This is a genomic window from Streptomyces sp. SID12501, from assembly GCF_010550245.1.
Taxonomy (GTDB): Bacteria; Actinomycetota; Actinomycetes; order Streptomycetales; family Streptomycetaceae; genus Streptomyces.
This window is the reverse complement of the sequence record NZ_JAAGLU010000004.1, coordinates 279,223-302,548: the sequence shown is the minus strand read 5'-3', so window position 1 is coordinate 302,548 and position 23,326 is coordinate 279,223. Positions and strand designations below refer to the sequence as shown.

The following is a 23,326-nucleotide window of genomic DNA, read 5'->3' as shown; positions in this document are numbered from 1 at the left end:
ACTGGACGGGCAGGGGGAGGGCGAACAGGACCGGGGGCGGCAGTACGAGATGGCGGACACCAGACTGATCCAGGGCCGGTACCGGCTGATCGATCAGATCGGGCGCGGCGGCATGGGAGAAGTGTGGCGTGCCCGCGACGAGTCGCTGGGGCGGCAGGTTGCCGTGAAGTGTCTGAAGCCGCTCGGGCCGCACCACGACCACTCCTTCACGCGTGTCCTGCGGGAGCGGTTCCGGCGTGAGGCGCGGGTGGCCGCCGCGCTGCAGCACCGCGGGGTGACCGTCGTGCACGACTTCGGCGAGTCCGACGGGGTGCTCTACCTCGTCATGGAGTTGCTCGACGGGCGCAATCTGAGCCAGCTCCTGGAGGACAACAAGCATCATCCGCTGTCCGTCCCGGACGTCGTCGACATCGCCGACCAGGTCGCCGCCGCCCTCGCCTACACCCACCAACAGGGCATCGTCCACCGTGACCTGAAGCCCGCGAACATCATGCGGCTGACCGACGGAACGGTGAAGATCTGCGACTTCGGTATAGCGCGCCTCGGCCACGACATCGGCTTCACCTCCCGGCTCACCGGCACCGGAATCGCGATGGGCACCCCGCACTACATGTCGCCGGAACAGATCAGCGCCGGCGAGGTCGACCAGCGCAGCGACCTGTACTCCTTCGGCTGTGTTCTCTACGAACTGTCCACCGGGGTACCGCCGTTCGACCTCGACGACGCCTGGGCGGTGCTCATAGGGCACCGCGACACCCCGCCCGAGCCGCCGCGCAGTCACCGCTCCGAGATCCCCGAGTTCCTGGAACGGGTCATCCTCGCCCTCCTCGCCAAGCTTCCGGAGGAACGCCCAAGCGACGCAAGGGAGTTGGCGCGCCGGATCAGCGCGGGCCGGGCCACCCCGCTGTATGTGCCGACCGTCGTCTCCCCGCGGCCCCAGTTCCGGCCCGTCGAGCCCGCCGCCCGTGAAGCCCGGCTGCCGTCCTGGACCCGGGGCATGACCACCGGCCACAAGGCGACCGGTGCCGGGATCGGCGCCGCACCCCCGGACCCGTCGGCCGGCCTCACCGGCGACTGGATCGCCCGCCCGGTCACCGGACGCCCGGCGGAACCCGTACCGCAGCTGCCGTCCGCTCCCTCGCCGCAGGCGCTCGACGCGCTGGCCGGGCGGCACAACGCGGGCCTGAGTCTGGGGCGCCTCGGTCGCTGGGCCGAGGCGGGCGAGGTGCACCGCGCGGTCGCCGCCGAGCGTGAGCACATCCTTGGAGCCGCCCACCCCGCGACCCTCGCCAGCCGCTACGAGATCGGCTTCACCCTCAGCCGCACCGGCCGCGCCGCCGACGCCCTGCGCGAGTACACCCATGTGGCCCGGGAACGGGAGCGGGTACTCGGCGCCGACCATTCGGACACACTGGCCGCCCGACAGGAAATGGCATACGTCCTCGGGCAGTTGGGCCGCCACTTCGATGCGCACCAGGCCTACACGACCGTCCTGGCCTCCCGGGAGCGCACGATGGGCCCCGACCATCCGGACACCCTGCGCTGCCGCCACAACCTCGCCTTCAACCTGAGCCGCCTGGGACGCCTGGAGGACTCGTACCGCATGGCCTGCGAGGTGGCGACGGCGCGCGCCCGGGTGCTCGGCGCCGCCCATCCCGACACACTGGTCACGCAGTACGAAGTCGCTTACGCGCTCGGCCAGTTGGGGCGCTGGCCGGAGGCCCTGCAGACGTACCAGGAGGTCGCCGGGGCGCGCGCCGAGGCACTCGGCCCCGATCATCCCGACACGCTCGCTGCCCGCTACGAGGTCGGCATCAGCCTCGGGCGGCTCGGCCGCAGCGCGGAGGCCCTCAGGCTGTACCGCGAGCTGATCGAGGACCGCACCCGTGTCAACGGCGCCGCGCATCCCGAGACCCTGCGCGCCCGGCACGGTCTGGGCGTCAACCTGGGCCGCCTCGACCGCTGGGAGGAGGCGCTCGCCGAGTCGCGCGACGTGTGCGCGATCCGTGAACGGATCCTGGGCGCCGACCATCCGGACACACTGGTCAGCCGCCGCGAGGTGGCCGTCGGCCTCGGCTGGCTCGGCCGCTGGCCCGACGCCCTGGCCGAGTACCGGCGGGTCGCCGCAGCCCGCGAGCAGGTACTCGGCGCCGACCATCCCGACACCCTCGCCAGCCGCAACGACGAGGCCCACTGTCTGGAACAGCTCGGCCGCGGCGCCGAAGCCGTCGAGCTGTACCGGAGGGTGGCGGTACTGCGGCAGCAGCGGGCGTCCGGCCACTGAGTGTCCCTGGGGCCCCTCGGCCGTACAGCTCTGGCCGGGGTGGATCATCACGTGTTACGAAGAACCATGCCCGCACACGAGCGCCCCGCCCGATCCGGCCGACCCGACCGCCACGACCGATACGACGCGGTGATCGTCGGCGGTGGCCACAACGGCCTCGTCGCCGCCGCCTATCTGGCCCGCGCCGGGAAGTCCGTGCTGGTCCTGGAGCGGCTGGCCGCAACCGGTGGCGCTGCCGTGTCGACCCGTCCGTTCGCCGGGGTCGACGCCCGGCTGTCGCGCTACTCCTACCTGGTCAGCCTGCTGCCCCGGAAGATCGTCCGCGATCTCGACCTGGACTTCCGGGTGCGCGGACGCACCGTCTCCTCGTACACCCCCGTGGAACGGGACGGCCGGCCCACCGGACTGCTCGTCGGCGGCGGTGAGCGCCGCACCCGCGAGGCCTTCGCGCGCCTCACCGGAGGGGAACGCGAGTACGAGTCCTGGCAGCGTTTCTACGCCATGACCGGCCGCGTCGCCGAAAGGGTGTTCCCCACCCTCATCGGGCCCCTGCCCACCCGCGACGAACTCCGCCGCCGTGTCGACGACGAGGACGCCTGGCGCACCCTCTTCGAGGAGCCGATCGGCGCCGCTGTCGAAGCGAACTTCACGGACGACCTCGTACGCGGTGTCGTCCTCACCGACGCGCTGATCGGCACCTTCGCCGACGCCCACGACCCCTCCCTGCGGCAGAACCGCTGCTTCCTCTACCACGTCATCGGCGGCGGCACCGGTGCCTGGGACGTGCCCGTGGGCGGCATGGGCGCCCTCACGGACGCACTGGCCGGCGCCGCCCGGAACGCGGGCGCCGTGCTCGCCACCGGCCACGAGGTCGTACGGGTGGACACGGACGGCCGTGCCGCCGAGGTGACGTACCGGACAGCCGACGGGGAGGGCACGGTCGGCGCCCGGCACGTTCTGGTCAACGCCTCGCCCCAGGAACTCGCCGCGCTGACAGGTGACGCGCCGCCGAGCCCCGCCGAGGGCGCCCAGCTCAAGGTGAACATGCTGCTCACCCGGCTGCCGAGGCTCAAGGACACGTCCGTCGACCCGCGCGAGGCGTTCGCCGGGACCTTCCACATCGCCGAGGGGTACGGGCAGCTGGCCGCCGCCCATGCCCAGGCGTCGGCCGGTGAACTGCCCGCCGTGCCGCCGTCCGAGATCTACTGCCACTCGCTCACCGACCCGACGATCCTCGGCCCGGACCTCGTCGAGCAGGGCTACCAGACGCTGACCCTCTTCGGACTGCACACGCCCGCACGGCTGTTCGCGCGCGACAACGACGCCGTACGGGACGAGCTCCTGAGATCGACCCTCGCCCAGCTCGACGCCCACCTCGCCGAACCCCTCGCGGACTGTCTGGCCACCGATGCCGACGGGCGCCCCTGCATCGAGGCGAAGACCCCCCTCGACCTGGAGCGCGACCTGCGCCTGCCCGGCGGCAACATCTTCCACCGCGACCTGACCTGGCCGTACGCCCAGGAGGACAGCGGGCGCTGGGGCGTGGAGACCGGGCACGCGAACGTCCTGCTGTGCGGGGCGGGCGCGGTGCGCGGGGGCGGGGTGAGCGGGGTGCCGGGACACAACGCCGCGATGGCCGTGCTGGAGGCGGACGCGGGCTGAGCGCGGCCCGCTGGTTCGCCGGGTCAGTTCGCCGACGCCGTCCAGCCCACCGCCTCGATACGTGCCGCGTCCGCCGGGCGCGTCTCGTCGAACGCGGTGCCGTCGTCGCCGCGTACGGTCAGGCCGTCGACGTACGCTCCACGGCCGACGTACAGCCGGTCGGTCGTGTACCGCCAGCGCAGGGCGAGGGCCGGCGCGGCCGGTAGGTCCGCCGAGAGGCGGTGCCAGACGCGCCCCGACCAGCCGGTGACCGAACCCGTCGGATGCTCCTGAGAGGTGCCGTCCGCGCCCGCGGTGGTGAACGGGACCGGCTGCCAGGTCGTCCCGCCGTCCGCCGAGGACTCCAGGAACAGGGTGTCCGACTGCGGCTCTGTGTCCCAGCACAGGGCACACCGCAGGCGGGCGTCGGCAGTGGTGGCGAGGGGTGGGAGGGTGAGCGTCGCCGTCGTCGCGCTCGCCATGCCGGAGAACCAGGCCTTACGCCCGTGGCGTGGGCGGACCGGTACCGCGCGGGCCAGGTTGTTCGCGGCGGCGACCCGGGGTGCGGACCCGGAACGCCAACTGCGCACGGGATGCACGGAGTTGCCGAGGACGACGAGGAAGGAGTCGGTCGTCGGGTCGAGGACGATCGAGGTACCGGTGAAGCCGGTGTGCCCCGCGGTGCGGGGTGTGGCCGTCGCGCCCATGTACCAGTGCTGGTAGAGCTCGAAACCGAGACCGTGCTCGTCCCCGGGGAAGGCCGTGTTGAAGTCGGTGAACATCAGCTCGACCGAGGCGGGCGACAGGATGCGCGCCCTGCCGTAGGCGCCGCCGTTGAGCAGCGTACGGCCGAGAACTGCGAGGTCCCAGGCTGACGAGAAGACGCCTGCGTGGCCTGCCACTCCGCCGAGGCTGAACGCGTTCTCGTCGTGCACCTCGCCCCACACCAGGCCCCGGTCGAGCCCGGACCAGGGCGCGCGGGAGTCCTCGGTGGCGGCGATCGCCGGTTTCCAGGAGGCGGGCGGGTTGTAGCGAGTGCGGTGCATGCCGAGCGGAGCGGTGATCTCGTCGTGGAGCTGGGTGTCCAGCGGGAGACCGGTGATCTTCTCCAGGACCAGCTGGAGCGAGATCAGATTGAGGTCCGAGTAGAGGTACTTGGTGCCCGGCGGGTTCAGGGGCGCCTGGTTCCAGATGAGTTCGAGCTTCTGCTCGAGGGTCGGGGCGTTGTAGAGAGGGATCCAGGCGCGGAATCCTGAGGTGTGAGTGAGGAGTTGACGGATCGTCACATCCTGCTTGCCGGCTCGCGAGAACTCCGGCAGATACGCGGCGACCCTTCCCTCCAACTCCAGCGCGCCCCGCTCCAGTTGCTGCACGGCCAGGATCGACGTGAACAGCTTGGAGACCGAGGCGAGGTCGAACACCGTGTCCTCAGCCATCGGGATCTGCTCCGAGGCCGGGAACTCGACGCCGGTGTCCGTCCTCTCGTCGTACGCCGCATAGCGCACCGCCATGCCGATCGGCCGATGCAGTGCCACGGTGGAGCCACGCCCGGCGAGCAGGACCGCGCCCGCGTACCAGGGGTGGTTGGGGGAGGGGCCGAGGAACGCCTCGGCGTCCGTGACCAGTTGTTCCAGGTGCTGCGGGAGGAGCCCGGCGCGTTCGGGTGAGCCGGGGTGCAGGATCGGGCGGTGGCCCGTTGTCCTGGGGGTGGCCTCGGCCGGGCCTGCGGGGAAGGCGGCGAAGGTCAGGGCGCCGCCCAACGCCACTGTGCGTCTGATCAGCTGGCGTCGCGTCAGTCCGCTGCCCGCCGCGTCTTCCGTCATCGAGGAGCCTCCCACCGCACAGCCTGAAAGTACTTTTCGGGTTCGCCCTGCGGGGTGAAACTTTCGTGTCACCTGAGGTGGGTGTCAACCACGTTGTCGGCCACACGGGTTCATGGCCAAGAATCTGACGGTGTATCAGAAAAGGTCTTCCCTCGTCCGGAGGACTGCGGCATCCTGCGGCCATGCAGACGGAGCTGAGCAAGAAACTGGGAATCGAGCACGCCGTCTTCGGCTTCACGCCGTTCCCCGCCGTCGCCGCGGCCATCAGCCGGGCCGGAGGCTTCGGGGTGCTCGGCGCGGTCCGTTACACGGCGCCGGACGACCTCAAACGCGACCTGGACTGGATCGAGGCACATGTCGACGGCCGACCGTACGGCCTGGATGTCGTCATGCCGGCCCGAAAGGTCGAGGGGGTGACCGAGGCCGAGGTCGAGGCGATGATCCCCGAGGGGCACCGACAGTTCGTCCGGGACACCCTGGCCAAGTACGGCGTGCCCGAACTGGCCGAGGGCGAGGCGTCCGGGTGGCGCATCACGGGGTGGATGGAGCAGGTCGCCCGTAGCCAGCTCGATGTGGCCTTCGACTACCCGATCAAACTCCTGGCGAACGCCCTGGGCTCGCCGCCCGCCGACGTCGTGGCCCGCGCGCATGAGCAGGACGTACTAGTGGCGGCCCTCGCGGGCAGTGCCCGGCACGCGCGCAAGCACGCCGAGGGCGGTATCGACATCGTCGTCGCACAGGGCTACGAGGCGGGCGGCCACACCGGTGAGATCGCCTCCATGGTGCTGACACCCGAAGTCGTCGACGCCGTAGGCCCGTTGCCGGTGCTCGCGGCCGGCGGTATCGGCAGCGGACGGCAGGTGGCCGCCGCGCTGGCCCTCGGCGCCCAGGGGGTCTGGCTGGGCTCCCTCTGGCTGACCGTCACCGAGGCCGACATGCACTCGACCGCGCTCACGCAGAAACTGCTCGCGGCCGGCTCCGGCGACACCGTCCGCTCCCGCGCGCTGACCGGCAAACCCGCACGCCAGCTCCGCACCGAGTGGACCGACGCCTGGGACTCCACCGACGGACCCGGCACCCTCCCCATGCCCCTGCAGGGTCTGCTCGTCGCCGAGGCCGTCTCGCGCATCCAGAAGTACGAGGTCGACCCGCTCCTCGGCACACCGGTCGGTCAGATCGTCGGCCGGATGAACAGCGAGCGAAGCGTCCAGGCCGTCTTCGACGACCTGACCAGCGGCTTCGAAGAGGCTGTGAGCCGAGTCAACCGGATCGCGGGACGGAACGCCGACGGAAGCAACGCCGACGAAAGGGGCGACCAGTCGTGAGCGGGACAGTGAGCGAGACCCCCAACGGATTCTGGGCGCAGGCCACCGCCGACCCGGAGCGTATGGTCCTCATCGCGCCCGACGGTGAGCAGTGGACCGCCGGACGGCTGCACGCCGCCACCAACCAGCTGGTCCACGGGCTGCGCGCCGCCGGACTCGAACGCGGCGACGCCTTCGCCGTGGTCCTCCCCAACGGCGTCGAGTTCCTCACGGCGTATCTGGCCGCGTCCCAGGCCGGGTTCTACCTCGTCCCCGTCAACCACCACCTCGTCGGGCCCGAGATCGCCTGGATCGTCTCCGACTCCGGCGCCAAGGTGCTCATCGCGCACGAGCGGTTCGCCGACGAAGCACGCGCCGCCGCCGACGAGGCGCGGCTCCCGGCGGAGCGGCGGTACGCGGTCGGCGAGGTCGACGGATTCCGGCCGTACACCGGGCTCCTCGACGGACAGCCCGAGTCGCCGCCCGACGAGCGCACCCTCGGCTGGGTCATGAACTACACCTCGGGCACCACGGGCCGCCCGCGCGGCATCCGGCGCCCGTTGCAGGGCAAGCCTCCGGAGGAGGCGTACCTCGGCGGGTTCCTCGGCATCTTCGGCGTCAAGCCGTTCGACGGGAACGTGCACCTCGTCTGCTCGCCGCTCTACCACACGGCCGTTCTCCAGTTCGCGGGCGCGTCCCTGCACATCGGGCACCGCCTGGTGCTGATGGACAAGTGGACGCCTGAGGAGATGCTCCGCGTCATCGACGCCCACAAGTGCACACACACCCACATGGTCCCGACCCAGTTCCACCGGCTGCTGGCGCTGCCGGAGCGGGTGCGGCACGCGTGCGACGTGTCGTCCATGCGGCATGCCATCCACGGTGCCGCGCCCTGCCCCGACCATGTGAAACGGGCCATGATCGACTGGTGGGGCGACTGCGTGGAGGAGTACTACGCGGCCAGCGAGGGCGGCGGGGCGTTCGCCACCGCCGAGGACTGGCTGAAGAAGCCCGGCACGGTCGGCAAGGCCTGGCCGATCAGCGAACTCGCGATCTTCGACGACGACGGCAACCGGCTGCCGTCCGGCGAACTCGGCACCGTCTACATGAAGATGAGCACCGGCGGCTTCGCCTACCACAAGGACGAGGGCAAGACGCGGAAGAACCGCATCGGTGACTTCTTCACCGTCGGCGACCTCGGCGTCCTGGACGAGGACGGCTACCTGTTCCTCCGGGACCGCAAGATCGACATGATCATCTCGGGCGGGGTCAACATCTACCCCGCCGAGATCGAGTCCGCCCTGCTCGCCCACCCCGCCGTCGCCGACGCCGCCGCCTTCGGCATCCCGAACGACGACTGGGGCGAGGAGGTCAAGGCAGTCGTGGAGGCGGCGCCCGGACATGTGCCGGGGCCCGACCTCGCCACCGAGATCCTCGGCCATTGCACACGCCAACTCGCCGGGTACAAGCGGCCCAAGAGCGTCGACTTCATCGAGCGGATGCCGCGCGATCCCAACGGCAAGCTCTACAAGCGGCGGCTGCGCGACCCGTACTGGGAGGGTCGTACACGGGCTGTGTGAGCGGCCGTGCGAACTGCGGTGCGAACTGCGGTGTGGTCCCGCCCCGGCGACGGGACGGGACCACACCGGACCGACTGTACGTACGTGCGTCGGTCCGTCAGCTCATCAGCCGTGCACCCGGATCACCCGCAGTGCGGGCGACGACAGGATGTCCTTCTCGCAGAACCTCGCCTTGACCCACTTCTCGGCCGAGAACAGCCGCGTCTGGTCCGCGAAGTGCGGCGAGCCGGGATTCGACGACTGGGAGTACGTCAGCAGCGTGCGGGCCACCGGGCAGCGACTGCCGTCCCAGCCCACGGCCTGGATGTGACTGGACCCGAACGCGTTGTCCCGGTAGCCGCCGTTCGCCGTGTCCCACACGGGCTCGATCTTGTTCCACACGCCCAGGGACTCCGTGCCGCCGCCGACCGGCAGACGCTGCCCGTTCCGTACGACGTACTGGTGGTCCCCGAGCCGGGCGTTCAGCGGGATGCCCGCCGCGCGCAGCTCCGTCACCGCGTCGGCGAGGGCCTTGGCGAAGCCCGGCGCGTCCGTGTTGAGCGTGTTGGGGGTACCGACCGGGTCCGCCGCCGAGAACGGCACCTTCCAGCGCTGCGCGGACGGCACAGCGCCGAGCAGCTTGCGCCAGAACCGGTCGAAGAGCAGCGCACCCTGGCTGTCACTGTTCATGGTCCGGTCCCAGGACGCCAGCACACCGCACGCCTGGCTGACGTCAACTGCCGTACCGGTGCTGCCTGTTGCCGTACCGCCCGGCAGGGCCGCACACGCCTGGGCCGCGTCGGCGGCGGCCAGCGCGCCCGACGTCGAACGGTTCGCGAACTGCTGCCGCTGGAGATCCGCGACCGTCAGCCCGCCCTTCGCTGCCAGCGCCGCCACATCGGCGACGGCACCACGGGTGCGCGGTGAGGCGGCTGTGCGCACCGGACCGAAGATCCGCTCGTACCCGGTGATCGGCCTGTCGAGGTTCGTCAGCCACGCACTGTCGTTGGAGTTCTCGACGTACGGCGTGTCCTTCAGCGTCGGCATCCGCGAGGGCCCGAAGATCCCTGGTGCCACGGCGTCCGGGTCGTCGCCGATGGCGCAGTCGGCGCGTGAGCCGTCGAGGACCGCGACCCCCGCTGCCGGATAGAGGACCCTGCCGAGCGGCGTCGAACACGCGGCGGCCAACTCGTTGGTGATCCGGGGGAGCACCTGCGACTGGGTGAACAGGGAGTGCCCCGAGGAGTCGGCGGCGACGGTGTTCACCCAAGGTATGCCCTGGTGCTCGTCGAGGGAGGTGCGGATGTCGTCAGTGCTGCGCGCCTTGCTGAAGCCGAGCGAGGTGTCGTAGAAGCGCATGTTCGCCGCGTTCGGGTCGCCCAGCGCGAACGCCGTCGTCGTGGTCCAGGGCAACGGGAGGCTGCCGCCGGGGGAGAGGACGACGGGGCCGTAGCGGGTCCACCACTGCGTGCGGGTCACCGGCGCGCCGTCCTTCACCGGGACCGTCACCGACCGGCGTGTCATCTGCTCCGGCTTGCCGTCGACCAGGTACGTCGTCGGGTCGGCGGGGTCCAGTTTCAGCTGGTGCAGGCTGAGGGGCACACCGGTGGCCACGGTGTGGCTCCACGCCACGTTCGCGTTGTACCCGATGGATATCGTCGGCGAGCCGAGCAACGACCCGCCCGCGACGTTCAGTTCACCCGGGATGGTCTGCTGGGACTGCCAGAACCGGCGTCCGCCCTGCCAGGGGTAGTGCGGGTTCCCGAGCAGCAGGCCACGGCCGTTGGCAGTCGTACTGCCGTTGAACGCAACGGCGTTGGAGCCCATGTCGGAGAGGTCGAACAGCTCGCGCGCACCCTTGGCGGCGGCAGAGGCGTCCGGGAGAGCGGACTTGGTGGCTGTGGTGGACGCGGTCGGCGGTTGCGCGCCGGTGATCGCGTCCACCAGGCCGCCCTGTCCGCCGAGCACCGCGAGGGCGTAGGCGCGGGTGGCCACGTCGACACCCGTCACGGGCCGGACCCAGGCGGCGCCCGCACAGGCCGGGTCCTTGACCCGGTTCTGCTTCAGCCAGGCGTTGTAGCCGGCCGCCCAGCCGTTCATCAGGTCCTTGACGGCCTTGCTCGGGCCCTGCGGCTCCGGCTGGGCGATCAACCGCTCGACCGTGCCGTTGTCCCGCACTCCACGGAAGTACAGGTCGCTGGAGAGGTTGTCGGAGGCGTCGGAGAGCGAGAAGTCGGTCTCGGCGTCGGGCCCGAACCAGCGAGAGCGGTCGCCGCGCAGGGTCACGAAACCGTCGGCGAGCACACACACCTGGTCGGCGGCCTGCGCCCAGCCACTTCCGAAGCCGAGGTTCGCGTAGTCCTTCGCGACGATGTGCGGGATGCCGTACTCGGTGTAGCGGATCACGGCGGACAGACCGCCGTGGGAGGGATGTTGCTGTGACGCCTGCGATGCCTGTGACGGCCCGCTCTGCGCCGTGGCGGCGGGCAGTGCTGTGGTGGCGGTGAGTAATGCGGCGGCCGTGACGACGAGCCGTCTCAAACGGGTGCGCATCGTGTCTCCCAACGTCATTGAGGGAAGAAGCGGTTGAGCGTACCAACGGGTATGTTCCCTGACCCCCTCCGGTGCTTGACCTTGTTCGGTGCCGGAACGAGGATCATGAGCTATGACGCAGCAATACGGGAGCACGGTTGACGGGGTGCTGCGGCGCAGCGCCCAGCGCGTTCCGGCGCGGACGGCGGTCGAGTACCGCGAGCGTGTCTGGACCTACGAGGAACTCGACGAGGCCGTCTCCCGTGCGGCGGGCGTTCTGCGTGCCGAGGGCCTGGCCCCCGGCGACCGGGTCGGTGCCTACGGCCACAACTCGGACGCCTACCTGATCGCCTTCCTCGCCTGCGCCCGCGCCGGACTCGTGCACGTCCCCGTCAACCAGAACCTGACCGGCGACGACCTCACCTACATCGTGGACCAGTCCGGCAGCACCCTGGTCCTGGCGGACCCGGACCTCGCCGACCGACTCCCCGACGGCGTAAGGACCCTGCCGCTGCGCGACGCCGACGACTCCCTGCTCGCCCGGCTGGCCGACACCGCGCCCTACGACGGTCCCGAGTCACGCACCGAGGACCTGGTGCAACTGCTGTACACGTCCGGGACCACCGCGCTGCCCAAGGGCGCGAAGATGACCCACCGCTCCCTGGTGCACGAGTACCTGAGCGCGATCGCCGCCCTCGACCTGAGCCCCGGCGACCGGCCCGTGCACGCATTGCCCCTCTACCACTCCGCGCAGATGCACGTGTTCCTGCTGCCGTATCTCGCGGTCGGCGCCCCGAACGTCATCCTTGACGCACCGGACGGCGACGCGATCCTCGACCTCGTCGAGGCCGGCCGGGCGGACAGCCTGTTCGCGCCCCCGACCGTGTGGATCGGCCTCGCCAACCGACCCGACTTCGCGACCCGCGACCTGAGCGGACTGCGCAAGGCGTACTACGGGGCGTCGATCATGCCGGTCCCCGTCCTGGAGCGGCTGCGCGAGCGACTCCCGAAACTCGCCTTCTACAACTGCTTCGGCCAGAGCGAGATCGGCCCCCTCTCCATGGTTCTCGGGCCCTACGAGCACAAGGGCCGGCTGGACTCCTGCGGGCGCCCAGTGCTGTTCGTGGACGCGCGGGTGGTCGACGAGGACGGCGAGGAAGTGGCCGACGGCACGGCCGGTGAGGTCGTCTACCGGTCCCCGCAACTGTGCGAGGGCTACTGGGACAAGCCCGAGGAGACGGCCGCCGCCTTCCGTGACGGCTGGTTCCACTCCGGTGACCTGGCCGTCCGGGATGCCGACGGCTTCTACACAGTGGTCGACCGGGTGAAGGACGTCATCAACTCCGGTGGCGTGCTCATCGCCTCACGCCAGGTCGAGGACGCCCTGTACACCCACGAGGCGGTCGCCGAGGTGGCTGTCGTCGGTCTTCCCGACGAGCGCTGGATCGAGGCGGTCACGGCGGTCGTCGTGGCGCGCGGCGAGGTGACGGAGGCCGAACTCATCGCCCACGCCCGCGAGGAGCTCGCCCACTTCAAGGCACCGAAGAGGGTCCTGTTCGTGGACGAGCTGCCGCGCAACGCGAGCGGCAAGATCCTCAAGCGGGAGCTGAGGGACCGGTTCGCGGGTTCCTGACCGTCAGTTCTCGTCGTCGGCGGCGGTGAAGGTGGTCTCCGAGGTACTGATCGTCCCGGCAGTGCGCCCAGGGGCGGTCTGGAACTGCCAGTAGAGGTTGGTGTGCGAGATCACCTCGGCCGGCGTCGGAGCGCCGTACTTCGTGAGGTCCTCCGTCGTGTGGGCGTCACCGACGAGTGTCACGTCGTATCCGCGAACGATGCCGCCGTGCAGGGTCGAGCGGATGCACGCGTCGGTCTGGGCGCCCGTGACGACCAGTCGGCCGACCCCGCGCTCGGCGAGGACGTCCTCCAGTTCGGTGGCCTCGAAGGAGTCACCGTACTTCTTGTGGACGAGGGGCTCGGTGTCGCGGCGGACCAGTTCCGGCACGTACTCCCAGCTTTCGCTGCCCGTCTTCAGCTCGTCGCTCGAGTGCTGCACCCAGACCACGGGAACGTCCTCCGCGCGAGCCTTGTCGACGAGGGCGTTGATGTTCGCGATCACCTCGTCGCGGTTGTGGGAGCTGTCCACCACGCCGTTCTGGACGTCGATGACGAGCAGCGCGCTGTTCGGGCGGTCGGGCAGAGTTGTCATGGGAACCTCTTCGTCTCCTCGGCGCGGATGCTGATCTCGCCACCCACACTAGAACCGACCACTGACAACGGCACCTGACCTGGCATTTTCCCCGCAGTCAGGTCTCAGCGCGACCTGAGGTCCACCACCTGCCTGATCTTTCCCACCGACCGCCCCAGTGACCGGGGCTCGACGATCTCCACAGCCGCCGAGACCCCGATACCGTCCTTCACCACGGTCGCGACGGCGTGGGCCGCCGCGTCCCGGGTCTCGGGGGGTGGCGCCGGGGCGGGCCTCGGCGCGGACGGCGCTACTTCTTCTCAGGCCCGTACGCCGTCATGAAGCGGTCCCGGAACTTGTCCATGCTCCACTCCGGGGCGTTGGCCGCGGGCTTGAGTCCGTCCGTCCAGCCCCAGTCGGCCACGCGGTCCAGCACCTTCGGGTCGCGGGCGACGATCGTGACCGGCACGTCCCTGTTGGTGCTTCCCCCTGTGACCGTCGGGACAGGCTGGTGGTCGCCGAGGAAGACAAGGACGGTGTTGTCGTCGCCGTAGCGCTGGACCCACTGGGTCAGGCTGTCCAGGGAGTACTGGATGGCCTTGCGGTACTCGGTCCGCACGCGCGTGGCGCTCTTCCAGACCTCCGTGGGGTTCGTGCCCTCCTTCTTGATCTTGTTGAAGACCGTACCGTCCCCGAGGTCGTTCCAGTCGATCATGTGGGCGATGGGGGACCAGGGGTTGTGGCTGGAGGCCAGGATGATCTCCGCCATGATCGGGTCGCGGTTCTTCTTCCCGTGTTCCAGCTTCTGGAAGGCCTCCAGGCTGAACTGGTCCGGCACCGGCGTCCAGCTGAAGTACGGGCCCTGATAGCCGAGGTGCGTGGAGTCGTAGATGTTGTCGAGGCCGAAGTACTTGCCCTCGGGCCAGGACTTCCGGACGCCGGGGACGATGCCGACCGTGCGCCAGGCGCCGGTCTTCTGGAAGTAGCTGGTGAGGGTGGCGCGGTCACTGGTGGTCACGGTCCGGTACCGCTGCTGGTTCTTGATCCACAGACCGGACAGGAACGTCGTGTGGGCGAGCCAGCTGCCGGCGCCCGTCACCGGTGACGTGAGCCAGCCGCTGCGCGCCGCGAAACCGGCCGACTTGAGCCTGGCGTCGCCCTCCTTGAGCGTCGCGTCGATCTCCGGGGCCATCGCCGGATCGTCGATCGCCACCCGGCCGTAGCTCTCGACGAAGGTGAACAGCACGTCCTTGCCGCGCAACCCGGTCAGCAGCTGGTCGGACGGGGTGTCGGCGAAGGCGTCGACCCTGAGCTGCTTGTCGAAGACCTCGGCGTCCCCGAGGCCGTCACGGACGTACTGCACACGGTTGGAGAGGTACTGGCTGTAGCCCTTGGTGGCGATCGTCACACCGCCTGACTGCACACCCATGGTGAAGCAGACGATCCACGCGGTGCCGAGGGCCAGCGTGCCGCGCACGGCCAGGGGGCGGTGCCGGGCCATCAGGTCGGCCAGCCGCACCACCGCGAGCGCGCTCACCACGAGAACGGCGATCAGCAGGACGGTCACGCCGATCACCGCGAGCACCTCGCCCGAGCGACCGAGCGAGTCCTTCAGGAAGTCCGCCGCGTCGTTCAGCAGGACCCAGTCGAAGACCAGGTCGAACGGCCGGGCCAGGGTCTGGTAGAAGCCCATGTCGAGACACTTCAGGACGGTGGACAGCCCGAGGAAGGTCCCCAGGACGACGGCCGTGATCCGCCGCGCTTTCGACGGCAGTACGAGCAGCACAGCCGCGAGGAAGATCGCCTCGACCGGCAGCCGGAGGAACGACTCGAAGCTGATCCGGTCGAGGCGGTTGGGCATGAGGAGCACGGCGAGCACCAGCGCACCGGCCAGGACACTCGTGCCCACCCGCACCGTACGTGCGGCGCGCGGGAAACGACGGCGCCAGCCGAACCAGCCTGGGCGGGCGGAGGTGGAGACGGCGCCGCCCGGATCGGGTTCGTCGGCGGACGTGGAACCGGAGGCCGCCGCGTCGGCGGATTCGGCGTTGGCGGAAGCCTCTCGGGGGACGACGGCCTTGTCGGGCGCCTTCCCGTCCCCGGCGTCGTCGGCCGTCCCCTCCACCGAGGGGCGCGAGCCCGGCTCGTCCGCCTCCGGGGTCGTCGTCGGCCCGGTCGCTTCGTCCGTCGTACCGGCCGCTTCCTGGTCCGCCGGGGCGCCGGGTTCGGTGTCGTTCACCGCGGGAGCGGTCGAGGCCTCATCGGCTGTGGTCCCGTCCGGCGCGTCCGGCGCGTCCGCGTCCGTCTCCGGCAGTTGACGAGGGGGCGTGTGGTGCGACACCCGTGGGTCCTTCCGTGCGAAGCCGCTGATGGCACGGCGGACCGGGCCCGCAGGGCGGGGCCGCCAACCTCGCGTACGGCCCTGCGACACCCTCCGTTCAAACCGGGTCAACCGCGCGCACAGAGTACGCCGGTCGTCCCGGCCGGCCCACCGGCGGGTCGCGGCCCCCCGCCTACCGGTCCGCGCCGACCGCCACCTCCTGGGCCCACCGGTAGTCCGCCTTGCCGCTGGGTGAGCGCTGTATCGTCTCGGTGATCACCAGCTGCCGAGGGATCTTGTAACCGGCCAGATGCGTACGGCAGTACGACTGGACGTCCTCCAGCGAGGGCTGTGGCGCCCCTTCCCGCAACTGCACCACCGCCGCCACATGGTTTCCCCACCTCGGGTCCGGGACGCCGGCCACGAGTGCGTCGTACACGTCCGGATGGGACTTGAGCGCCTGCTCGACCTCCTCCGGATACACCTTCTCGCCTCCGGTGTTGATGCACTGAGAGCCCCGGCCGAGGACGGTGACGACACCCTCCTCGTCGACCGTCGCCATGTCGCCGAGCAGCACCCACCGCTCGCCGTCCCTCTCGAAGAAGGTGTCCGCCGTCTTCCGCGGGTCGTTGTAGTAGCCGAGCGGTACGTGGCCGCACTGGGCGATCCGGCCCACCTCGCCCGCGGGCACCGGCTCGTGGGTGGCCTGATCCACCACCTGCGTACGGGAGTTGACGCGGATACGGAAACCGCGCTCAGGGCCCGAGTCCGCGGTCGCCGTACCGTTGAAGCCGGACTCCGACGACCCGAAGTTGTTGAGCAGCATGACGTTCGGGACCAGGGCCTGGAACTCGGCGCGGACCGTCTCCGACATGATCGCGCCGGACGACGAGACGCTGAACAGGGCCGAGCAGTCCGTGCCCTTCATGCGCCCGTTGAGGGCGTCGATCAGCGGACGCAGCATCGCGTCGCCCACCAGGGAGACGCTGGTGACCTTCTCCTTCTCGATCGTGCGGAGCACGTCCTCGGCAGTGAACTTACGGTGGATCACCACCCGTTGGCCGAAGTTGAAGCCGATGAAGGCGGTCAGGGTCGAGGTGCCGTGCATCAGCGGGGGAGTGGGGAAGAAGGTGATCCCCTCGCCGCCGGCCGCGACCCGCTCGGCCAGCTCCTGCGGGGACTTGACCGGCTCGCCGGTGGGGGCGCCACCGCCCAGTCCCGCGAAGAACAGGTCCTCCTGGCGCCACATCACGCCCTTGGGCATGCCGGTGGTGCCGCCGGTGTAGATGATGAACTGGTCGTCGCCCGAACGGGCCGGGAAGCCACGCTCCGGAGACCCGGCGGCCTCGGCCTCGGTGAAGGGCACCACATCCAACTCGGGTGCTCCCGGTGTCGGTTCGCCCACGCGGATCAGATGCCGCAAGGCCGTGGCCTTGGGCTGTGCCGCCGCCACCCGCTCCGTGAACTCCGTGTCGAAGACCAGCGCGGCGAGGTTGGCGTCCCGATAGAGGTACACCAACTCCTCTTCCACATAGCGGTAGTTGACGTTGACCGGCACGATCCGCGCCTTCAGGCAGCCCAGCACCGTCTGCAGGTACTCGACCCCGTTGTAGAGATGCAGGCCCAGATGCTCGCCGGGGCGCATCCCGCTGTCGATCAGATGATGGGCCACCCGGTTGGCGGCGGCGTCCAACTCCGCGTAGGTCAGGCGGCGTTCAGCGCCCGTACCGGGGTGGTCGAGGTACACGAGTGCCGCACGATCCGGCACGACGTCCACGACCGACTCGAACAGGTCGGCAAGGTTGTACTCCACCGCTCCTCCTGACCCTGGGCATCCCTGGCGGTTGTCGGCTCGCCGTCATCAGAGCAAAGGGCGCGGCAACTGTGAAGGGGCGGCGCCGAAGAAATCTGACTACCTGTCAGAAAACCCTTGAAGTGCTTCCTCCGCTCCTGCAACCTGTTCTCGTTCTTTCACCTGTTCTCGTTCTTTCAGAGGGGAGATGGGCGATGGGTGGCACGGAACACCTGACCGTTCGGCGTGAGAACGCCACGCTGGTGCTCACGCTCAATCGGCCGGAAGCCAAGAACGCGCTCTCGCTGCCGATGCTCGTCGGGCTGTACGACGGCTGGGTCGAGGCGGACGAGGACGACGACGTCCGCTCGATCGTGCTCACCGGGGCGGGGGGAGCCTTCTGCGCCGGGATGGACCTGAAGGCCCTGGCCGGGAGCGGTCTGGAGGGGGAGGAGTACCGCCACCGGCTCAAGGCCGACCCTGACCTGCACTGGAAGGCGATGCTGCGCCACCACCGACCCCGCAAACCGGTGATCGCCGCGATCGAGGGGTACTGCGTCGCCGGCGGCACCGAGATCATCCAGGGCACCGACATCCGGGTCGCGGGCGAGTCGGCGACCTTCGGACTCTTCGAGGTCAAGCGCGGCCTCTTCCCGATCGGCGGCTCCACCGTCCGCCTCCAACGGCAGATCCCGCGCACCCACGCCCTGGAGATGCTGCTCACCGCACGCCCGTACAGCGCCCAGGAGGCCGCCGCCATCGGCCTGATCGGACACGTCGTCCCCGACGGATCGGCCCTGGACAAGGCACTGGAGATCGCCGAACGCATCAACGCCTGTGGCCCGCTCGCCGTGGAGGCCGTCAAGGCCTCCGTCTACGAGACCGCTGAACTGACCGAGACCGAAGGCCTGGCCGCCGAACTCAAGCGCGGCTGGCCCGTCTTCGACACCGCCGACGCCAAGGAAGGCACCCGTGCCTTCGCCGAGAAGCGCCCGCCCGTCTACCGGCGAGCCTGACCCCGTGAAGGAGTACCCGGGATGACCACCGAAGTCCTCAAAGCCCCCCTGGTCGTCGAATTCCCCTTCACCCGCTCCCTGGGCCCCGTCCAGAGCGCCTTCCTGACCGGCCTGCGCGAACAGGTCGTCCTCGGTGTCCGCGCCGCCGACGGCCGTATCCTCGTCCCGCCCGTCGAGTACGACCCGGTGACCGCCGACGAGATACGCGACCTCGTGCAGGTCGCCCCCACCGGCACCGTCACCACCTGGGCCTGGAACCATGCCCCGCGCCGCGGCCAGCCCTTGGAGACGCCCTTCGCCTGGGTCCTGGTCCGGCTCGACGGAGCCGACACGGCCCTGCTGCACGCCCTCGACGCCCCCGGCCCCGACGCCGTGCACACCGGCATGCGCGTCCGCGTCCGCTGGGCGGCGGAGCGCTCCGGCGCGATCACGGACATCGCCTGCTTCGAGCCCGACGACAGCGCTGTCGCCAGTGAAGTGGCCGTCCACGACGGGCAGTTCGAGTCCATGGTGACCGGCATCATCGCCGAGGCCCGACTCGACTACACCTACTCGCCCGGCCGCGCCCAGACCGACTACATCAACGCCCTCGCCGACCGACGGATCGTCGGCGAGCGCTGCCCGTCCTGCCGGAAGGTGTACGTCCCCCCGAGGGGCGCCTGTCCCACCTGCGGTGTCGCCACGGCGGAGCAGGTCCAGGTGGGTCCCGGGGGCACGGTCACCACGTACTGCATCGTCAACATCAAGGCGCGCAACCTCGACATCGAAGTGCCCTACGTCTACGCGCACATCGCCCTCGACGGCGCCGACCTCGCCCTGCACGGCCGGATCGGCGGCATCCCCTACGACCAGGTCCGCATGGGGCTGCGGGTGGAGCCGGTCTGGACGGAAGGGGGCCGCTACCCCGACCACTACCGGCCCACCGGCGAACCCGACGCGGACTACGAGACGTTCAAGGAGTCCCTGTGACACGCGATATCGCTGTCGTCGCCTTCGCCCAGACCGATCACCGGCGCACCAGCGACGAGGTCTCCGAAGTCGAGATGCTCATGCCGGTGCTGCACCAGGTACTCGACACGACCGGGCTGAAGACCAGCGACATCGGCTTCACCTGCTCCGGCTCCTCCGACTACCTCGCCGGCCGTGCCTTCTCCTTCACCCTGGCCCTCGACGGCGTGGGCGCCTGGCCGCCGATCTCCGAGTCGCACGTGGAGATGGACGGTGCGTGGGCGCTGTACGAGGCGTGGACCAAACTGCTCACGGGCGACGCCGACACGGCACTCGTGTACGCGTACGGCAAGTCCTCGCCCGGCTCGGTGCGTGACGTGCTGACCCGGCAGCTCGACCCGTACTACGTGGCTCCCCTGTGGCCGGACTCCGTGGCGCTCGCCGCGCTCCAGGCGCAGGCGCTCATCGACGCGGGCGACACCGACGAGCCCGCGCTCGCGGCCGTCGCCGCCCGGAGCCGGGCGGACGCCCGGGGCAACTCCCATGCCCAGCTGCGGGGTTCGGTACCGCACGGGGAGTACGTCGTGCATCCGCTGCGTACCGGAGACTGTCCGCCGATCGGCGACGGGGCCGCCGCCGTGATCCTCGCGGCCGGTGACCGCGCCCGGGAACTGTGCGAGCGGCCCGCCTGGATCCGCGGCATCGACCACCGCATCGAGGCACACTCGCTCGGCGTCCGCGAGCTGACCGACTCGCCGTCGACGCGGCTCGCCGCCGAGAAGGCCGGCGCCTTCGAACGGCCAGTCGACACAGCCGAGTTGCACGCGCCGTTCACCTCCCAGGAGGTGGTCCTCAGGAAGGCACTCCGGCTGGGTGACGACGTCCGGGTGAACCCGTCCGGCGGTGCCCTCGCCGCCAACCCGATCATGGCCGCCGGCCTCATCCGCATCGGCGAGGCCGCCGCTCGTATCCACCGGGGCGAGTCCGACCGGGCCCTCGCCCACGCCACCTCCGGGCCCTGTCTCCAGCAGAACCTGGTCGCCGTACTCGAAGGGGAGCCCCGTCATGCCCAGTGAGCCCGTGGCGGTTGTCGGGATCGGCCAGACCAAACACGTCGCTGCCCGCCGGGACGTGTCCATGGCCGGATTGGTGCGCGAAGCAGCTCAACGGGCCCTCGTGGAAGCCGAGTTGACGTGGGCCGACATAGACGCCGTCGTCATCGGGAAGGCGCCCGACTTCTTCGAGGGCGTCATGATGCCCGAGCTGTATCTCGCCGACGCGCTCGGTGCGGTCGGCAAACCGATGCTGCGCGTGCACACGGCCGGCTCGGTCGGCGGGTCCACGGCCCTCGTCGCCACCAACCTCGTCAGGTCCCGCGTCCACGCCACCGTCCTCACCCTGGCCTACGAGAAACAGTCCGAGTCGAACGCCATGTGGGGACTGTCCCTGCCGATCCCCTTCCAGCAGCCGCTGCTGGCCGGTGCCGGCGGCTTCTTCGCCCCGCACGTGCGCGCGTACATGCGACGCAGCGGCGCCCCCGACACCGTCGGCTCGCTGGTCGCGTACAAGGACCGGCGCAACGCGCTCAAGAACCCGTACGCGCATCTGCACGAGCACGACATCACGCTGGAGAAGGTCCAGGCCTCGCCCATGCTGTGGGATCCGATCCGCTACTCCGAGACCTGCCCCTCCTCCGACGGCGCCGTCGCGATGGTCCTCACCGACCGCGCCGGAGCCGCCCGCGCACCGCGCCCGCCCGCCTGGCTGCACGGCGGCGCGATGCGCAGCGAACCCACGCTCTTCGCGGGCAAGGACGCCGTGTCGCCGAAGGCGGGCCAGGACTGCGCGGCCGACGTGTACCGGCAGGCCGGGATCGCCGACCCGCGCCGGGACATCGACGCCGTCGAGATGTACGTCCCGTTCTCCTGGTACGAACCCATGTGGCTGGAGAACCTCGGCTTCGCCGCCGAGGGCGAGGGCTGGAAACTCACCGAGGCCGGGGTCACCGAACTCGACGGAGACCTGCCCGTCAACATGTCGGGCGGCGTTCTGTCGAGCAATCCGATCGGCGCCTCGGGCATGATCCGCTTCGCGGAAGCAGCCCTTCAGGTGCGCGGGCTGGCCGGAGAACACCAGGTGGACGGCGCCCGCAGGGTTCTCGGGCATGCCTACGGAGGCGGCTCCCAGTTCTTTTCCATGTGGCTCGTCGGCAGCGAACCGCCCACCTCCTGAAGCGTCCCCCTCACGTGGCCTGTCGGCGGCAGGAACCGATGGCTAGGCTGACGGCGGACGACGTAACCGGGAGGAGCACGGACGTGGCCGAGAGCACGATCCAGGAGCACCCGCTCGCGGGCTGGGACAAGCCGGAGCTGGACCTCAGCAATGCCGACTGGCAGTCCAGCAGCAGTGGGCGCGGGGATGTCCAGATCGCTTTTGTCGAGGGGTTCATCGCGATGCGTAACAGTGGCCGCCCGCACAGCCCTTCCCTGATTTTCACGCCCGCGGAATGGGGCGCGTTCGTGTCGGGGGCACGGGGAGGGGAGTTCGACCTGACCTGAGACCGCGTTCCGACCTGAGATCGCGTGACCTTGAGGTGAGCCGCGACAGGGGCTGCCCGGCGAACGCCAGGGCCGCCCCTGCGGTGCTAATGGATGCCTCGGGGATTAGCATTAGCTTCATGCGGGACCTGATCACCAGTGACAACACGAGCGACGCGCGGCTCGCCCTCGACCTCGCCCTCACCGTCCGCCACGACGGCGACGGCGGCATCGCCGACGACCTCACCGACACCGCCGGCCTCACCACCTGGGTACGCGCCCACCGCGACATCATGCCCGGCACGGACGGCTTCGTCGCCGACGAGGCCGCGCTGACCGCCGTACGAGAACTGCGCGCCGCCGTGCGGACCCTCTTCGCCCGCGCGGTGCGGCCCGGGGAACCGAGCCCGGCGGACGCGGCACGGCTGCTGCCCCTGGCCGAGGCGCTGCGCCGGCTCAACGAGGCTGCAGCCCGCACGCCCACCGTCCCCGTGCTCGACTGGGCCGACGACGCCGAACCTGTCGTACGTCACCAGGGCGTACGAGGTGAGGGGGAGGTCGTGGCCGTGCTCGCGCGGGCCGCTGTCGCCTTTCTCGCCGGTGCGGACCGGGAACGGCTGCGGGCCTGCCACGCGCCGCGCTGTGTGCGCTACTTCCTCAAGGAACATCCGCGCCAGGAGTGGTGCAGACCCGCCTGCGGGAACCGGGCCCGCGTCGCCCGCCACCACGAGCGGCACAAGCAGGCGAGCTAGCGGTACCGAATGCTTGTGCGGCGCCCGCGGGACAAGAGGTCCGGCCGAGCCCGTACCATGGCTGTATGTCGTTCCTCCGCCGCCGCAGCGCCACTCCCGCCGGCCCCGACTTCGATGTTCTCGCCATGGATCCGGGCGACTGGCCCGGCAATCTCGGCGCGGGCCTGCTTCCCGCCCCCGATGGCAGCTGCCAGGGCGTGTTCCTGCGCTACGACCTGTTCGGCGGCCGAGGCCCCGCGATGGTCATCGGCAACCTGCCCGAGGGCTCCCCGGCCCGTGACGTCGCCGAGGACGAGGTCCCGTTCGAGGTGGCCCAGCTGCTGGTGGCCCTGGAGAACGAGGAGGAGGTCACCGTCGTCGGCACCGAGGACATGCCGGTGATGCAGGGAGACAACCTCCTGATCGTGCGCCGCCTCAAGCTCTCCGAGAGCCGGATCGCCTGCGTGCAGTTCGACCGCAGCGACAACGTCCTGGTGACCATCGCCGCATGGGACCGTCCGATCACCGACGATCTGTACGCGCTGCTGAAGCCGCTGCCCGCGGAGCTTTTCCAGACGGCCTGAAGTGACGCCCGCGGAGGTGGGGGCCGGTTTCCGCCGCGCGGCGGAAACCGGCCCCCACCTCTGTCGCCGG

17 protein-coding genes and 1 pseudogene are annotated in these 23,326 nt (G+C 70.4%); 12 read left to right on the top strand and 6 right to left on the bottom strand.

Annotation, left to right across the window (positions count from 1 at the left end):
• The first annotated feature begins 49 nt into the window (after window positions 1-49).
• Both G3I71_RS06505 and G3I71_RS06500 read left to right on the top strand, forming a co-directional pair.
• Window positions 50-2,284 (top strand): serine/threonine-protein kinase, encoded by a 2,235-nt coding sequence (locus G3I71_RS06505; protein WP_164312943.1) that lies wholly within the window; start codon window positions 50-52, stop codon window positions 2,282-2,284.
• 66 nt (window positions 2,285-2,350) lie between these two features.
• Window positions 2,351-3,946 carry an NAD(P)/FAD-dependent oxidoreductase gene (locus tag G3I71_RS06500; RefSeq protein ID WP_203729468.1) on the top strand — a complete coding sequence of 532 codons (1,596 nt, stop codon included), beginning with the start codon at window positions 2,351-2,353 and terminating at the stop codon, window positions 3,944-3,946.
• A 23-nt stretch (window positions 3,947-3,969) separates the two neighbouring features.
• Here G3I71_RS06500 and G3I71_RS06495 read toward each other — a convergent pair whose 3' ends face one another.
• Window positions 3,970-5,748 carry a serine hydrolase domain-containing protein gene (locus G3I71_RS06495; protein WP_164312942.1) on the bottom strand — a complete coding sequence of 593 codons (1,779 nt, stop codon included), beginning with the start codon at window positions 5,746-5,748 and terminating at the stop codon, window positions 3,970-3,972.
• Window positions 5,749-5,930: 182 nt separating this feature from the next.
• Between G3I71_RS06495 and G3I71_RS06490 the strand changes: the two genes are divergently transcribed.
• A complete protein-coding gene (locus G3I71_RS06490; protein ID WP_164312941.1) occupies window positions 5,931-7,073 on the top strand; it encodes a nitronate monooxygenase in 1,143 nt (380 codons plus the stop codon).
• A 62-nt stretch (window positions 7,074-7,135) separates the two neighbouring features.
• Window positions 7,136-8,632, top strand: a complete 1,497-nt coding sequence (locus tag G3I71_RS06485; protein WP_203729553.1) for an acyl-CoA synthetase — start codon at window positions 7,136-7,138, stop codon at window positions 8,630-8,632.
• A gap of 105 nt (window positions 8,633-8,737) precedes the next feature.
• Here the strand turns inward: G3I71_RS06485 and G3I71_RS06480 are convergent, their stop codons facing one another.
• On the bottom strand, window positions 8,738-11,164 hold the full coding sequence (locus G3I71_RS06480) for a penicillin acylase family protein (RefSeq protein ID WP_164312940.1): 2,427 nt from the start codon (window positions 11,162-11,164) through the stop codon (window positions 8,738-8,740).
• A 112-nt stretch (window positions 11,165-11,276) separates the two neighbouring features.
• On the opposite strand from G3I71_RS06480, the gene G3I71_RS06475 reads away from it, so the two are divergent.
• A complete protein-coding gene (locus tag G3I71_RS06475; protein ID WP_164312939.1) occupies window positions 11,277-12,776 on the top strand; it encodes an acyl-CoA synthetase in 1,500 nt (499 codons plus the stop codon).
• 3 nt (window positions 12,777-12,779) lie between these two features.
• On the opposite strand, the gene G3I71_RS06470 is transcribed toward G3I71_RS06475, so the two are convergent.
• The 4 genes and pseudogenes from G3I71_RS06470 to G3I71_RS06455 form a co-directional block, all read right to left on the bottom strand.
• Window positions 12,780-13,349 (bottom strand): cysteine hydrolase family protein, encoded by a 570-nt coding sequence (locus G3I71_RS06470; protein WP_164312938.1) that lies wholly within the window; start codon window positions 13,347-13,349, stop codon window positions 12,780-12,782.
• A 104-nt stretch (window positions 13,350-13,453) separates the two neighbouring features.
• Window positions 13,454-13,634 (bottom strand): annotated as a pseudogene (locus tag G3I71_RS06465) (phenylacetate--CoA ligase); the annotation flags it as partial.
• A 4-nt stretch (window positions 13,635-13,638) separates the two neighbouring features.
• Window positions 13,639-15,669, bottom strand: coding sequence for a sulfatase (locus G3I71_RS06460; RefSeq protein ID WP_164312937.1), 2,031 nt, complete (start codon window positions 15,667-15,669; stop codon window positions 13,639-13,641).
• A 172-nt stretch (window positions 15,670-15,841) separates the two neighbouring features.
• Window positions 15,842-17,461, bottom strand: a complete 1,620-nt coding sequence (locus tag G3I71_RS06455) for an acyl-CoA synthetase (RefSeq protein ID WP_164312936.1) — start codon at window positions 17,459-17,461, stop codon at window positions 15,842-15,844.
• 194 nt (window positions 17,462-17,655) lie between these two features.
• On the opposite strand from G3I71_RS06455, the gene G3I71_RS06450 reads away from it, so the two are divergent.
• From G3I71_RS06450 to G3I71_RS06420, 7 genes are all read left to right on the top strand, one after another.
• Window positions 17,656-18,456: a crotonase/enoyl-CoA hydratase family protein gene (locus tag G3I71_RS06450; RefSeq protein WP_164312935.1), complete on the top strand. Its 801-nt coding sequence runs from the start codon at window positions 17,656-17,658 to the stop codon at window positions 18,454-18,456.
• Window positions 18,457-18,477: 21 nt separating this feature from the next.
• Window positions 18,478-19,425: a Zn-ribbon domain-containing OB-fold protein gene (locus G3I71_RS06445; RefSeq protein WP_164312934.1), complete on the top strand. Its 948-nt coding sequence runs from the start codon at window positions 18,478-18,480 to the stop codon at window positions 19,423-19,425.
• Window positions 19,422-20,480, top strand: a complete 1,059-nt coding sequence (locus tag G3I71_RS06440) for a thiolase domain-containing protein (RefSeq protein WP_164312933.1) — start codon at window positions 19,422-19,424, stop codon at window positions 20,478-20,480. Before G3I71_RS06445 ends, G3I71_RS06440 begins: the two co-directional genes overlap by 4 nt.
• The gene (locus G3I71_RS06435) at window positions 20,470-21,636 is read left to right on the top strand and encodes a thiolase domain-containing protein (protein WP_164312932.1); all 1,167 of its coding nucleotides are present in this window, start codon (window positions 20,470-20,472) and stop codon (window positions 21,634-21,636) included. Before G3I71_RS06440 ends, G3I71_RS06435 begins: the two co-directional genes overlap by 11 nt.
• Window positions 21,637-21,719: 83 nt before the next feature.
• A complete protein-coding gene (locus G3I71_RS06430; RefSeq protein WP_164312931.1) occupies window positions 21,720-21,962 on the top strand; it encodes a DUF397 domain-containing protein in 243 nt (80 codons plus the stop codon).
• A 119-nt stretch (window positions 21,963-22,081) separates the two neighbouring features.
• The gene (locus G3I71_RS06425) at window positions 22,082-22,693 is read left to right on the top strand and encodes an ABATE domain-containing protein (RefSeq protein ID WP_164312930.1); all 612 of its coding nucleotides are present in this window, start codon (window positions 22,082-22,084) and stop codon (window positions 22,691-22,693) included.
• 65 nt (window positions 22,694-22,758) lie between these two features.
• Window positions 22,759-23,256 (top strand): hypothetical protein, encoded by a 498-nt coding sequence (locus G3I71_RS06420; protein ID WP_164312929.1) that lies wholly within the window; start codon window positions 22,759-22,761, stop codon window positions 23,254-23,256.
• The last annotated feature ends 70 nt before the right edge of the window (window positions 23,257-23,326 follow it).

Coding starts and splice junctions, on each gene's coding strand:
- G3I71_RS06435 (WP_164312932.1), top strand. CDS start 20,470: ATGCCCAGTGAGCCCGTGGCGGTTGTCGGGATCGGCCAGACCAAACAC.
- G3I71_RS06425 (WP_164312930.1), top strand. CDS start 22,082: ATGCGGGACCTGATCACCAGTGACAACACGAGCGACGCGCGGCTCGCC.
- G3I71_RS06490 (WP_164312941.1), top strand. CDS start 5,931: ATGCAGACGGAGCTGAGCAAGAAACTGGGAATCGAGCACGCCGTCTTC.
- G3I71_RS06475 (WP_164312939.1), top strand. CDS start 11,277: ATGACGCAGCAATACGGGAGCACGGTTGACGGGGTGCTGCGGCGCAGC.
- G3I71_RS06445 (WP_164312934.1), top strand. CDS start 18,478: ATGACCACCGAAGTCCTCAAAGCCCCCCTGGTCGTCGAATTCCCCTTC.
- G3I71_RS06420 (WP_164312929.1), top strand. CDS start 22,759: ATGTCGTTCCTCCGCCGCCGCAGCGCCACTCCCGCCGGCCCCGACTTC.
- G3I71_RS06470 (WP_164312938.1), bottom strand. CDS start 13,349: ATGACAACTCTGCCCGACCGCCCGAACAGCGCGCTGCTCGTCATCGAC.
- G3I71_RS06480 (WP_164312940.1), bottom strand. CDS start 11,164: ATGCGCACCCGTTTGAGACGGCTCGTCGTCACGGCCGCCGCATTACTC.
- G3I71_RS06500 (WP_203729468.1), top strand. CDS start 2,351: ATGCCCGCACACGAGCGCCCCGCCCGATCCGGCCGACCCGACCGCCAC.
- G3I71_RS06505 (WP_164312943.1), top strand. CDS start 50: ATGGCGGACACCAGACTGATCCAGGGCCGGTACCGGCTGATCGATCAG.
- G3I71_RS06495 (WP_164312942.1), bottom strand. CDS start 5,748: ATGACGGAAGACGCGGCGGGCAGCGGACTGACGCGACGCCAGCTGATC.
- G3I71_RS06450 (WP_164312935.1), top strand. CDS start 17,656: ATGGGTGGCACGGAACACCTGACCGTTCGGCGTGAGAACGCCACGCTG.
- G3I71_RS06485 (WP_203729553.1), top strand. CDS start 7,136: ATGGTCCTCATCGCGCCCGACGGTGAGCAGTGGACCGCCGGACGGCTG.